The sequence below is a fragment of the uncultured Veillonella sp. genome (assembly GCF_934230905.1).
In the GTDB taxonomy this organism is placed as follows: domain Bacteria; phylum Bacillota; class Negativicutes; order Veillonellales; family Veillonellaceae; genus Veillonella.
Map to the genome: position 1 here is coordinate 1 of NZ_CAKQFJ010000016.1, position 12,609 is coordinate 12,609.

13 protein-coding genes are annotated in these 12,609 nt (G+C 38.6%); all 13 read right to left on the minus strand.

All coding sequences use genetic code 11. The features are described from left to right. Positions 1-397 precede the first annotated feature (397 nt). Positions 398-664: a 30S ribosomal protein S15 gene (gene rpsO / locus Q0E20_RS05690; protein ID WP_005379030.1), complete on the minus strand. Its 267-nt coding sequence runs from the start codon at positions 662-664 to the stop codon at positions 398-400. A gap of 187 nt (positions 665-851) precedes the next feature. Then, the gene (locus tag Q0E20_RS05695) at positions 852-1,649 is read right to left on the minus strand and encodes an ABC transporter ATP-binding protein (protein WP_295997540.1); all 798 of its coding nucleotides are present in this window, start codon (positions 1,647-1,649) and stop codon (positions 852-854) included. A gap of 10 nt (positions 1,650-1,659) precedes the next feature. Next, the gene (locus Q0E20_RS05700) at positions 1,660-2,532 is read right to left on the minus strand and encodes an ABC transporter permease (RefSeq protein WP_295997543.1); all 873 of its coding nucleotides are present in this window, start codon (positions 2,530-2,532) and stop codon (positions 1,660-1,662) included. Positions 2,533-2,546: 14 nt separating this feature from the next. Further along, positions 2,547-3,524, minus strand: coding sequence for an ABC transporter substrate-binding protein (locus Q0E20_RS05705; protein WP_295997545.1), 978 nt, complete (start codon positions 3,522-3,524; stop codon positions 2,547-2,549). 24 nt (positions 3,525-3,548) lie between these two features. Then, entirely contained in the window at positions 3,549-4,526 is a 978-nt protein-coding gene (locus Q0E20_RS05710) for an ABC transporter substrate-binding protein (protein WP_295997548.1), read from the minus strand. A gap of 130 nt (positions 4,527-4,656) precedes the next feature. Then, a complete protein-coding gene (locus Q0E20_RS05715; protein ID WP_295997551.1) occupies positions 4,657-5,034 on the minus strand; it encodes a hypothetical protein in 378 nt (125 codons plus the stop codon). Positions 5,035-5,085: 51 nt separating this feature from the next. Then, entirely contained in the window at positions 5,086-6,477 is a 1,392-nt protein-coding gene (locus Q0E20_RS05720; protein WP_295997554.1) for an aminopeptidase, read from the minus strand. Positions 6,478-6,523: 46 nt separating this feature from the next. Then, on the minus strand, positions 6,524-7,507 hold the full coding sequence (locus Q0E20_RS05725) for a 3'-5' exonuclease (protein WP_295997557.1): 984 nt from the start codon (positions 7,505-7,507) through the stop codon (positions 6,524-6,526). Positions 7,508-7,510: 3 nt separating this feature from the next. After that, positions 7,511-8,548: a glycosyltransferase family 9 protein gene (locus Q0E20_RS05730; protein WP_295997653.1), complete on the minus strand. Its 1,038-nt coding sequence runs from the start codon at positions 8,546-8,548 to the stop codon at positions 7,511-7,513. Then, positions 8,548-9,567 carry a glycosyltransferase family 9 protein gene (locus Q0E20_RS05735; protein ID WP_295997558.1) on the minus strand — a complete coding sequence of 340 codons (1,020 nt, stop codon included), beginning with the start codon at positions 9,565-9,567 and terminating at the stop codon, positions 8,548-8,550. The genes Q0E20_RS05730 and Q0E20_RS05735 overlap by 1 nt, the downstream gene beginning before the upstream one ends. A 51-nt stretch (positions 9,568-9,618) precedes the next feature. After that, complete coding sequence (locus Q0E20_RS05740; RefSeq protein ID WP_295997561.1) at positions 9,619-10,119, minus strand: HAD family hydrolase; 501 nt, start codon at positions 10,117-10,119, stop codon at positions 9,619-9,621. Between the two features lie 49 nt (positions 10,120-10,168). Beyond that, entirely contained in the window at positions 10,169-11,134 is a 966-nt protein-coding gene (gene rfaD, locus Q0E20_RS05745) for an ADP-glyceromanno-heptose 6-epimerase (protein WP_295997564.1), read from the minus strand. Further along, positions 11,131-12,609, minus strand: a complete 1,479-nt coding sequence (rfaE2, locus tag Q0E20_RS05750; protein ID WP_295997567.1) for a D-glycero-beta-D-manno-heptose 1-phosphate adenylyltransferase — start codon at positions 12,607-12,609, stop codon at positions 11,131-11,133. Before rfaE2 ends, rfaD begins: the two co-directional genes overlap by 4 nt.

The window sequence follows — 12,609 nt, forward strand, 5'->3', positions numbered from 1 at the left end:
GAATTGTTCCATTCCTATTCCTCCTAAAAATCTTCTTATACGTATACCTTATTATTATATATCATCTAATTAAATTAGGCTATTTTTTCATTTCATATGATATACTTTAATTGTTGCTAACTCCTATTCTGGCAACAGAAAGGAGGTGTTGTCGTGATTGAATATCTTTTTTCCCTTATAATCACTATCATAGGTGGTGTAACTTGCCATTACATTATCAAGTGGCTAGATAGTAGATTTAAATAGCAACTAGCACAATAAAAAAGGACAGAGTTGCCGCTCTGTCCTTTTTTTGTGTTGCCACAATTGAATATCGGCATTTCTTTCCCTTTGCCTAAATTTATTATAACACAAGAAAATAAAATAAAAAAGCCGTCCAAACGGACGGCTAATTTTATTATTTACGAAGACCAAGGCGTTCGATAAGGGAACGGTAACGTTCGATATCTTTACGACGAAGGTAGTCAAGCATGTTACGGCGTTGACCAACCAATTTCAACAAACCACGACGGGAATGATGGTCTTTTTTGTGTTCTTTCAAGTGTTCAGTTAAGTATGTGATGCGGCTTGTCAAAATCGCAACTTGTACTTCTGGAGAACCAGTGTCACCTTCATGAGTAGCGTATTCTTTAATAACTGCTAATTTAGCTTCTGTAGTTAACATTAATGTTACCTCCTAAAAAATAATAATCCCGATAAGCTTAAGTAACCGTTGGAGATTCGAATACTTCGCTTACGATATGTCTTATGACTTAGTTAAGTATACAGTATAATTCCCTTAGTGTAAAGGTTTTCATGAAAAAAGAGAGGATAGTATCCCCTCTTTTTTAGACCATACATTATTTAGGTACTTATTTTGAACCAAGCATCATACGGTCACTTAACGCACCTTCGCCAGCTACTTCAAATTTTTGTAACAAATCAGCAACTGTTAATTTTTTCTTTTCTTCCCCTTTTACATCATAGATAATACGACCCGCGTCCATCATGATAAGGCGATTACCAAAGCGCAATGCATCACGCATGTTATGCGTAATCATAAGCGTTGTTAAGTTATGTTCTGAAACAAGTTTATCTGTCAATTGTAATACATTTTCAGCCGTCTTAGGATCCAGTGCTGCTGTATGTTCATCCAACAATAGTAAATCAGGACGAAGCATAGTAGCCATAAGCAATGTAATAGATTGACGTTGACCACCAGATAAAAGACCCATACGAGCAGATAAACGTTCTTCAAGACCTAACCCTAATAATGCAAGGCGTTCTTTAAAGAATGCTTGTTCACTATCTTTAAAAGCCCATTTAAGACCTAAGTTTTTACCACGGCGCATAGCAAGGATTAAATTTTCTTCAATTTGCATATTGCCTGCCGTACCAACCATAGGATCTTGGAATACACGGCCGATGTATTTAGCACGTTTGTATTCAGGCATTTTTGTTACATCAATATTGTTGATGGTAATACTACCTTCATCTACAGGGAACACACCGGCGATAGAATTAAGCAAAGTACTTTTACCAGCACCATTACCACCAATAACTGTACAGAAGTCCCCTTCTTCTAGATGAAGATCTATACCTTGTAATGCTGTTTTTTCATTAATTGTGCCCTTAAAGAAGGTCTTTACCATATTTTTTACTTCTAACATAGTGTCCTCCTTAACGAGCTAACCATTTGGCTTTCAATGTAGGCAAAGAAAGTGCAATGGCAACGAGAATAGCAGTAAATAATTTTAAATCGTTTGGTGGCATACCCATGTAAAGTACAGCCGCAATAACGATACGATATACAATGGAACCAAGTACTACAGCAACGAGGCTACGAACAAAGGATTTTGTACCAAATACAACCTCACCGATGATAACAGAGGCCAAACCGATAACGATGGTACCAATACCCATGCCTACATCGGCAAAGCCTTGGAATTGACCGATAAGCGCACCAGACATCCCAACGAAACCGTTGGAAATCAATAGGCCAAGTACAATCATATTATCCGTATTAACACCTTGAGCACGAATCATTTGAGGGTTAACACCGGTAGCACGTAATGCTGTACCGATTTCAGTACCAAAGAACCAGAATAGTAATAAACATACAACAATAGCTACGATAATACCAACAATGGCAGCAGACCACATGATTGGAGTATGCAATACACTACCGAGAATAGTGTATACCGTATCCATGCGAAGCAAGGATACGTTTGCTTTCCCCATAATATGAAGGTTAATGGAGTACAAAGCAATCATTGTCAAAATACCAGCTAATAGTGCAGGAATTTTTAACTTTGTATGAATCCAGCCTGTTACAGCACCTGCTATCATACCGCCTACACCAGCAATCAAAATAGAAAGGATTGGGTTCATACCACTTGTAATTAAAATGGCGGAAATGGCCGCCCCCATTGGAAATGTCCCTTCAACAGTCAAATCGGCCACATCAAGGACGCGGAAGGTGATGAATACACCAACCGCTAACAAAGACCATAAAAGCCCTGTCGTTATGGTGCCTACCACTAAATCTAACATTAAAATCTCCTCTATTATTTCATATCTTTACGAAGTGCATCAGGAATAGTGATCCCTAATTTTTTAGCTCGTTCTTCGTTAACAGTTAGTTTAATATCTTTTTGAGTTTCAATAGCCATATCACTAACTTTGGCTTCGCCGGAAAGAACTTTAGCGGCCATCAAACCTGTTTGATACCCTAATTTATAGTAATCTACAGAATATGTCGCTACACCACCAGTCATTGTCATGCCTTCGTCAGCTGCAAATACTGGAATTTTAGCAGCATCTGTAATTTGTGCTAAGTTAGCCATAGCAGATGCTAATACATTATCTGTTGGTGTATAAATAGCTTGTACATCTTGATTTACAAGATTTGTTGCTGCTTGTTGGATATCGTTTACGTTGGAAACAGTAGCTTCTACAACTGTAATACCTTTTGTAGCAGCATAGGCTTTCATTTTTTCAACTTGTAATTGAGAGTTGATTTCAGAGGATGTGTAAATCGCACCAATACGTTTAACATTTGGAACTAAAGCGATGATAAGATCTACCTCTTTTTCAACAGGTGTCATATCAGAAGTACCAGTTACGTTGCCACCTGGGTGTTCGTTAGATTGAACAAGTTTAGCTGTCACATAATCTGTAATAGCTGTCCCCATAATTGGCATATCATGAGAGGCATTTGCCATCGTTTGAGCCGCTGGTGTTGCGATTGCTAATACTAAATCCTTTTTATCAGAAACGAAACGTTGTGCAATGCTGTTCAAATTAGATTGGTCAGCTTGTGCATTTTGTTGGTCGATTTTAATGTTTTCCCCATCTTTAAAGCCTTTAGATGCAAGACCATCTACAAAGCCCTTATTAGCAGCATCAAGAGATGGATGTTCTACTAATTGAATCACACCAATTTTCTTTTGTTCACCAGTAGTAGTATTAGAACCACAACCAGCTACCATTGCCATGACAGTGATGGCACTAAGTGCCACTGCAATACTTTTTTTCCAGTTCATTTGTAACTCCTTACCAGTTAAGTACTAAATCATAGTTGCTTTGTTCACCAAATCCTCTGGTAAGGTGATGCCCAATTTTTGTAATTTATCTTTATTGACAACTAATTTGAATTCTTTTTGCATTTCAATCGGCATATCTTCGACTTTAGCTTCACCAGTTAACACCTTAGCTGCCATCAAACCTGTTTGATAACCAAGTTTATAGTAATCTACAGACAAGGACATAACAGCACCACCTTTTACGTGGTTATCCTCGCCACCAAATACAGGAATTTTTGCAGGATCGGTAATCGCTACTAGATTACTCATAGCCGATGCTACCACATTATCTGTTGGTACATAAATAGCATCAACACGTTGAGACACAAGATTTTGTGCAGCTTGTTGAATATCGTTTACATTAGAAACTGTAACTTCTTCAACCTTAATACCCTTTGTCGCTGCGTAAGCTTTCATTTTCTCAACTTGAATTTGAGAATTCACTTCGCTAGAGCTATAAATAGTTCCGATTGTTTTAGCATTTGGTAATACTTTTAAAATCAAATCTACTTGTTGCTCTACAGGATTCATATCTGATGTACCAGAAACGTTACCACCTGGATGTTCATTAGATTTAACAAGTTTAGCCGCCTCGTAATCAGTAATCGCAGTACCCAAGATTGGAATATCATGAGTTGCGTTCGCCATGGATTGCGCTGCAGGTGTAGCAATCGCTAAAATTAAATTCTTACGATCCGATACAAAACGTTGTGCAATACTATTTAAGTTAGATTGATCAGCTTGCGCATTTTGTTGATCAAATGTAATTTTGTCTGCTAACCCTTTTTCTTTAAGAGCATCAACAAAACCTTTATTGGCTGCATCTAGTGCTGGATGTTCTACCAGTTGTACAACACCAACCTTGTATTCACCATTTGATGTCGTTCCATTCGTGCCACAGCCTGTGAAAGCCATCAATGCTGCCGCCGTAAGCGCAAGGGCAAAGCCTTTTTTCAAGTTCATGGGGATTTCCTTCCTTCATTCGAAATAATAATACTTTTATTATAAACAACTTTAATCACTACATCAACGTATCAGACTAAAGTATTTTACATTTGGTCTTATATAAAGCACATACTTTATATAAGCTTTATTATTTATTAAGCGAAGCTAGCATATCCTCTGTCAACTCATTGGCTGCCAAAATATACTCTTTAAGTGCCCCCTTATCAAGAGCCACCTTCATAACAGGCACTTCAAATGGGTCAAGGATGACACACATTAAGATTTCTCCTGTTACATAATAGCCCACCACGGCTTCCCCTTCATCTTCGTCTAACGTTTCACGTTTTACAGTCACACAATATGGTTTCATCACTTCCATAGCAGCCTTAGCCACCTCTTCACGAGTAGCTATATATTCATCTGCTTTTGTTTCAGGAATATCAAAGATATCAACCCTTACGGTCTTAACCTCTGTTGACTCTCCCTTCGCGGCCTCAATAGCAGCGCCTAATTCCGTTTGTTTCATCCTATACCTCACACAATATGGACTTTCACCAATAGTGAAAGTCCCATCATACTAGATTGTTTCATCATCTGCATTCAAGAATGCTACATAACAACGTTTTGCTTCATAAATATCGGCCTTAGAGGTAACCTCCCATGGAGCATGCATGCTAAGAACAGCAACGCCACAATCGATAACATTCATGCCATATAAAGCCATAATGTACGCAATGGTACCACCACCGCCAAGATCTACCTTCCCCAATTCAGCCGTTTGGTATGTTACATTATTCGATTCCATTACACGGCGGATAAAGCCCATGTATTCCGCATTGGCATCATTGGAACCGGATTTGCCACGAGAACCGGTAAATTTATTGAATACAACGCCCATACCGAGGTAAGAAGCATTTTTCTTTTCAAACGCAGATGCATACAATGGATCGTATCCAGCACTCACATCAGAGGATAGCATACGAGAGTTTTCCAATGTACGGCGTACATTTACAGAATTAGGTTTGCCCATCAATGTCAAGATTTCTGCTACAGCATTTTCAAAAAAACGAGATTGCATACCTGTAGCACCGACGGAACCAATTTCCTCTTTATCGACCAACAAACAACAAGTGGTACGTTTTACCTTATCGACTTCGAGCATGGCTACCAAGGATGTATAAGCACATACACGGTCATCTTGACCATATGCCAAAACCATGGAGCGGTCAAAGCCCATATCGCGTGCCTTACCAGCCGGTACAATTTCAAGTTCAGCAGATAACAAATCGCGTTCTACAAATCCATACTCTTTTTCTAATAAAGCATTGATGAATTTAGTAACCCCTTCTTTGTCCTCATCTTTTACAGGTTGGCTACCGATGAGTAAATCTAAGGCTTCACCTTCAATAACCTTCGCCGCATTCTTTTGCATTTGTTCTTGCCCTAAATGAGGTAACAAATCGGTAATGCAGAATATAGGATCAGTTTCTTTATCACCAATGTTGATATTAATTCTTGTGCCATCTGTTTTGACTACAACACCATGAATGGCAAGAGGCATAGCTACCCAATGATATTTTTTTATGCCACCATAATAATGTGTATCCCAAAATACTAAATTACTATCTTCATATTGTGGATTCTGTTTTACATCAATACGTGGGGAATCAATATGAGCACCAAGGATATTCATACCAAGGTCTAAATCATCGGTACCAATATTAAAGAGTGCAATAGATTTATCCATATGAGTATAGTAAATCTTATCGCCTGCTTTAATTGGCGTGTTAGATTTAATCAAGTCTTTTAAATCAACATATCCAGCTTGTTTTGCAGCTGCTACAGATTGAATGACACATTCTCGTTCAGTTTTGCCATTATCCAAAAATTGACGATAAGAGTCACCTAATGACATTACGTCTTGTAATGTTTGTTCATCATAATTATGCCAAGCATATTTACGTTCCATAATTTCATTCCTTTCTATAAAAGCATACATCACCTTATCTAGTATCTTATGCTTTTGACGTTTCTAATAATTCCTTACGACGGCGCTCATGATAGAGCCGCTCTTTCTCTCGGTTAATTTCCGATTTTTCTGTATATAGTCTACGAATTTCATCGGTGCTGTGACTTACAACCTTCGTTACATAAAACTTTGTAAGCCCCGACTTAATCGTGTATTTTCCTACTTTTAATTGTATAGCAAATTCGCCATGTTTGGGACAAATGCCAATAGATAAGTGCTTATCTCCTTGTATGCGTTCAGGCCGTGTCGTTTCCAATCGACCTTGACAATACGGGCAAAACGATAAGCGCACTCGTCGATCATGAACGATGCGTTTCTTCTCCTGAAAATTATCATACATAAAGAAGGTCAAGCCCGGAGGATATAAAAATGGATTGGGAGCTTCTTTGCGTATCAGATCATAATGCAATAAAGATTTCAGCAAATCTAATTTCTGACATATATATGCCGTAAATATAGCATCGTGAAGTGCATTATGAGCAGATAATTCTTCAGATGATATATGTAAATCCTCCATCGCATGAGCTACGGAATACTGTTGTGTCGTTCCATATCGTTGAAAGCTATATATCATCTGTGCATCAGCCCAAGAATCATAGTCGATACTCTTTAATTTATGAAGCAATAGATTTTCTCGCAAAATAAGAATATCGTCAGCCCCCCAAGACAAAAGCATATAATCCTTGCCACACCATTGTTGGAAATAACTATAGGCCGTCCTAAATGGGACTCCTCGATCCAAATCTTGACTAGTAATCCCTGTCAGAGCCTTCACATGCTTATGCATATGAAGTAAATATTTGGGCTTTACATACATTGTGAACGAATCTACAATCTCTAATTTTTCATTAAGTTTAATAGCTCCGATTTGAATGATTTCACCCGTCAATGGCATCCGCGCACGCTTCATAAAGCTAATGTCGTTGCTATATGGCTGATTCCATTCTAAATCAAAAATTATATAATCCATAACTTACGATTCCTGCAGTAATGTTTCAGCTGCCTTAATCACTTGTTCTTCGGTAATAATAGAAATACCTTTATATTTACCTTCTTTAATAACTTGTTTCATGCTTTTACCATTTTCGTAATGATCCATCGATTCAAGTACGATTGATTTTGCTTGGTATGGACCATAAAAAAATGGATTAGATGGTCCATAAAGGGCTACTATAGGGACGCCCTGACTAATAGCTACATGCATAGGACCAGAGTCATTTGTAATCAACAAGTCACACCATTTCATGGCCGCTGCTAAAGGGCCCAGTTTGAAAGCACCTGTAGCCACAATTGGTGACGTCTTCATCTGCTCCACAACAGGTTTTACCATATCTAAATCCATAGGACCACCAAAGAATACCGTTTTATAACCTTTGTTACCAAAATAATCGGCTACATCAGCAAAGCGTTCTGCAGGCCATCGTTTTTCAGGCACTGCACTGCCGATATTAAAACCAATAATCTTATCACGAGGCATAACGCCTTGGCTTTCATAAAAACGGAATACCTCATCATTCCATTCCTTGCAGGTTTCGATATGTAATCCGTGATTAGCTACGTCGGTGACGCCTAATTGTTCTAATACGTTTATGTACATATCGGCGGCGTGACGTGTCTTGCGATCAAGACGAGTATACTTCGTCATAAATGGTCTAAATAAAAAATGGCTCATCCCCGTCGTCACCTTACCGTGAATTTTCCACGCTAAGTATGATGTGCGTTCATTAGGATGCAAATTAATAACAATATCAGGTCTACCTTGGTCGTTAATGCGACGAGCGATTTCATTCAACCCTTTAATGCTATTATGACGTCCTTTTTTATCGACCGTAATCAAATCATCGATATAAGGATTGTATTTCATCACATCTTGTAACTTTTCATCAATCACATAGGTGATATGACTATGAGGTGCTGCTTTACGCAACACCTCTAGAAATGGAGTCGTTAATACTACATCACCTAAATGCATGAGAAAGGTTACAACAATACGTTTGTAATCAAGTTCCATCATAAATCCTTTCTCAACATTTCAGAATATACATCCCACACCGCATCTACTGGAATTTGAGCCATGCAATCTGGATCATCTACCAGTGGCTGTTCTGGAGTAGCCTTAGATGTAGGGGAAATAATAAGATGCACATGACTGCCACCATACGGACCAGTTCTATGTGGCGATGTAGTGCCAAATAACGCAATTAATGGTTTCTTTAATGCATTGGCAATATGCAAAGGCCCTGTATCAGCGCTGATGAAAATATGACAATGACGAATCAACTCAATCAATTCAGCCATGGTCGTTTGACCAACTAAATTAATAAGATTATCGCTCTTTACATAGTTTTCTATAAATTGACCTTTTTCTACATCATCAGGCGAACCTGCAATGACCACCTTTTTTCCACTTTCACAAAGGCGAATACACAATTCACCGAAGTTTAATAATGGCCATTCCTTAACAATCCATCGTGCACCAGGTACAACGACGACATAATCATCGGTTACACCTAGTTCAGAGAGCCGGTTACGAATTGCCCCTTCTGCTGCATGGTCATGAGGCATTGGAAATTCAATACCATCCACTTCACCACCTAAGGCACGTACGGTATCGAGATAGCGCTCAATAACGTGGTCATATTTATGAGCTCCTATAAGAGCTTTATTAACTAATTGGCTCCCCTCGCGAAGTTCCCAATAACCGTATTTTTCAGGAGAACCAGATAATAGAGATACAATGGCACTTTTGGCGATACATTGTAAGTCTAAGGTCATATCGAAATGACGACCATGTAGTTCTTTACGAAGATTCCATAAATAAGACGGCGATTTTAATTGTTTCTTGTCGATGATAATTACTTCGTCCACCCAAGGGGTACCTGGCAAGAGACTCGCAAATTGTTCATGTATGGCCCAGGTAATTTTTGCGTGCGGCAAATTTTGGCGCAATGCATATAAAGTTGGCAATGCGTGAATGACATCACCTAAGGAACTCATTTTTATAATGAGTATATTGGAATAGCCCTTCATAATAACCCCTCTATGAACGAAGAATACACATTAATGTGGTTCATCACAAAATCAATGCTTTAAAATCTTTTTCATGAAATCTAATAGATTGGATTCTGTAAACAGATAGCCCTTTACCCCTGCAGCCTCAGCAGCATCTACATCGCGTTGACTATCACCGATAAGAAAGCTATGTTCTACATCTACATCAAAATCCTTGATAGCTTGTAAAATCATACCGGGTCTTGGTTTACGACAGTTGCAATCAACGGCATAGCGTTCTACAGAACCTTCCTTGTGATGTGGGCAATAGTAGAAATGTAAGATAGGTGCACCGGCTTTAAATAGTTCATTCCCCATATAATCATGTAAAATTTGTACATCGGTTTCCTTATAATAACCGCGTGCCACCCCACTTTGGTTTGTGACGACTATCAGTTCATAACCAGAATCATGAGCTAATTTCAATGCTTCTTTGGCACCATCAACCCATTGTAAATCCGATATCTTATAGAGATAGGAAATATCCTTGTTGATAACCCCATCTCTATCGAGGAACAACACCTTTCTCATACTTTTTCCTTTACATACATCAAAGACTCTATCCATCCATTAAGATGAATTAACGCAAGTAACCTTCGTTATTATCTAATAATTCACAATATTCTTTTACGGCCTCAGCCAATGGTGTAAAGCCCTTATCATAACCAGCTGCCATTAATTTAGTTGTATCCGCTTCGGTAAAGCTTTGGTATTTACCAATCAACACTTCTGGAAATGGAATGTATTCAATACGCCCTTTACCATTATAGTCGATAACAGCTTGCATGAATTCATTAAAGCTGTGTGCATGACCGGTACCGCAGTTGAATGTACCAGAAATTTCAGGATGTTCCCAGAAATAGAAGTTTACATTCACCACGTCTTTTACATAGATAAAATCACGAGTTTGGCCACCATTTTCATAGCCATCTGTGCCTTCAAATAGATTGATAACACCTGTTTCTTGGTTTTTATAGAACATTTGGCGTACAAGAGATGCCATTTTATCCTTATGTGCTTCATTAGGACCAAATACATTGAAATAACGCAAACCTACAACTTGTGCTGTATATTCGCCTTCAAATTTACGTACATAACGATCAAATAATAGTTTAGAATATGCATACGGATTTAACGCTTCTTCTGCTTCCGGCGTTTCTACAAAACCATTTTTGCCACTACCATAAGTAGATGCAGAGGATGCATAAATGAAAGGAATAGCGCGATCTTGGCAATAATGGAATAGATTTTTAGAACCTTCGTAGTTGTTCTTCATCATATATTTACCATTATATTCCATCGTATCTGCACATGCGCCTTCATGGAAAATGACTTCAATAGGACCTACATTGAATGAGCCATCTGCAATAGCAGCATCAAAATCGTCACAATCAATATAATCTAAATAATCTAAACTTTGAAGATTGCGAATCTTACGACCATCTGTTAAATCATCAACGATTAAAATATCATTGCGACCACGTTTGTTTAAGGATTTCACAATATTACTACCAATAAAACCGGCACCACCAGTTACTATAATCATAATTTCCCCTCCTTAGCCATTGTGGCTATTTTCTTTACGATATCCGATGTAGAGTATCCTTCTTTAAATGATAGCACTTCTACTTCATCTACAGATTCCCTACCAACGATATCTTCTTTTTTATAATCGCCGCCCTTCACAAGAATATTAGGGCGTAAGTACGCTAATAATTCAGCAGGCGTATCCTCTTCAAAAAGGACAACCCCATCTACACATTGTAAGGCGCTTAATAAGGAGGCTCTATCCTCTTCGGATACGATAGGTCTTGTTTCACCCTTTAAACGTCTAACAGATGCATCAGAGTTAAGTCCAATAATGAGGTGAGCCCCAAGTTGTGCCGCCTCTTGTAAATAGGTAATGTGTCCTCGATGCAGAATATCAAAACAACCATTTGTAAATACAACGGTTTCGTCCATGCTTTGCCATTTATCAATTAACGCTTTCATTTCTTCTTTCGTATATAAAGGGCTAGATGTTGTCAATTGTCGCACAGAGCGCCATAACTCTATCAACTCTTGGCGATGAATTGGATATGTACCCACCTTGGATACGACGATACCAGCAGCACCATTAGCAATATGTAAGGCTAAGCGCATGGATAAACCACTTGCTAAACAAGAAATCATCATAGCTACGACTGTATCACCAGCGCCACTCACATCGAATACATCCTGTTGTGTGGCTGGATTATGCCAAGTTCGACCATCTTTTGCAACAACGGTAATCCCCTTTGCGGAACGGGTCCCAATAATATATTTAATATTAATCTTATTAAGTACTTCCTTAGCCGCCTCAATAACTGATGTATCATTATTTGAAATCACACGACCTAAGGATTCACCTAATTCTTTTACATTCGGTGTAATACATGTAGCACCATCATACTTGGACCAATCAGCACCTTTAGGATCCACGATTGTCTGTACATTGTATGTATTGGCTAATTCAAATACATGACGCAACAATGTCGGTGTGCAAACGCCCTTGCCATAATCGGATATAACAATACCTTGTAAACCACGTTGGCAAAGCCCTTCTAGCCACACGATTAATTGCTCTTCTTCAGTAGATGTAATAGGCTTAATGGTTTCAAAGTCCAGTCGCATCATTTGCTGACGATCACCTAAAATACGCATTTTGGTAATTGTCGATCGACTTTCATCACGGATGAGACCAACTGTATCAATATTATCAGCTGCCAATAAGTTATCGAGCACTCTACCATGGTCATCGACACCAGCCACGGCACCTAAATAAACATGGCAATCGAGATTAGCTAAGTTAGACGCTACATTACCTGCTCCGCCAAGCACTTCTTTTACGGAAGATACTCGATTGACTGGCACCGGAGCCTCTGGTGAAATGCGGCTTACATCGCCAAATACATAACGATCCACCATAACATCACCGATAACTGCAATGTTTAGGTTCGGTAATGAATTTGTCAAAAATTCATTCACTGTTTTTGTAATCAT

Bases quoted from the DNA above. Each gene is read 5' to 3' on its own strand.
- rpsO (WP_005379030.1), bottom strand. From the start codon at position 664: ATGTTAACTACAGAAGCTAAATTAGCAGTTATTAAAGAATACGCTACT.
- Q0E20_RS05740 (WP_295997561.1), bottom strand. From the start codon at position 10,119: ATGAGAAAGGTGTTGTTCCTCGATAGAGATGGGGTTATCAACAAGGAT.
- Q0E20_RS05715 (WP_295997551.1), bottom strand. From the start codon at position 5,034: ATGAAACAAACGGAATTAGGCGCTGCTATTGAGGCCGCGAAGGGAGAG.
- Q0E20_RS05735 (WP_295997558.1), bottom strand. From the start codon at position 9,567: ATGAAGGGCTATTCCAATATACTCATTATAAAAATGAGTTCCTTAGGT.
- Q0E20_RS05700 (WP_295997543.1), bottom strand. From the start codon at position 2,532: ATGTTAGATTTAGTGGTAGGCACCATAACGACAGGGCTTTTATGGTCT.
- Q0E20_RS05720 (WP_295997554.1), bottom strand. From the start codon at position 6,477: ATGGAACGTAAATATGCTTGGCATAATTATGATGAACAAACATTACAA.
- Q0E20_RS05695 (WP_295997540.1), bottom strand. From the start codon at position 1,649: ATGTTAGAAGTAAAAAATATGGTAAAGACCTTCTTTAAGGGCACAATT.
- Q0E20_RS05730 (WP_295997653.1), bottom strand. From the start codon at position 8,548: ATGGAACTTGATTACAAACGTATTGTTGTAACCTTTCTCATGCATTTA.
- Q0E20_RS05710 (WP_295997548.1), bottom strand. From the start codon at position 4,526: ATGAACTTGAAAAAAGGCTTTGCCCTTGCGCTTACGGCGGCAGCATTG.
- Q0E20_RS05725 (WP_295997557.1), bottom strand. From the start codon at position 7,507: ATGGATTATATAATTTTTGATTTAGAATGGAATCAGCCATATAGCAAC.
- rfaD (WP_295997564.1), bottom strand. From the start codon at position 11,134: ATGATTATAGTAACTGGTGGTGCCGGTTTTATTGGTAGTAATATTGTG.
- rfaE2 (WP_295997567.1), bottom strand. From the start codon at position 12,609: ATGATTACAAAAACAGTGAATGAATTTTTGACAAATTCATTACCGAAC.
- Q0E20_RS05705 (WP_295997545.1), bottom strand. From the start codon at position 3,524: ATGAACTGGAAAAAAAGTATTGCAGTGGCACTTAGTGCCATCACTGTC.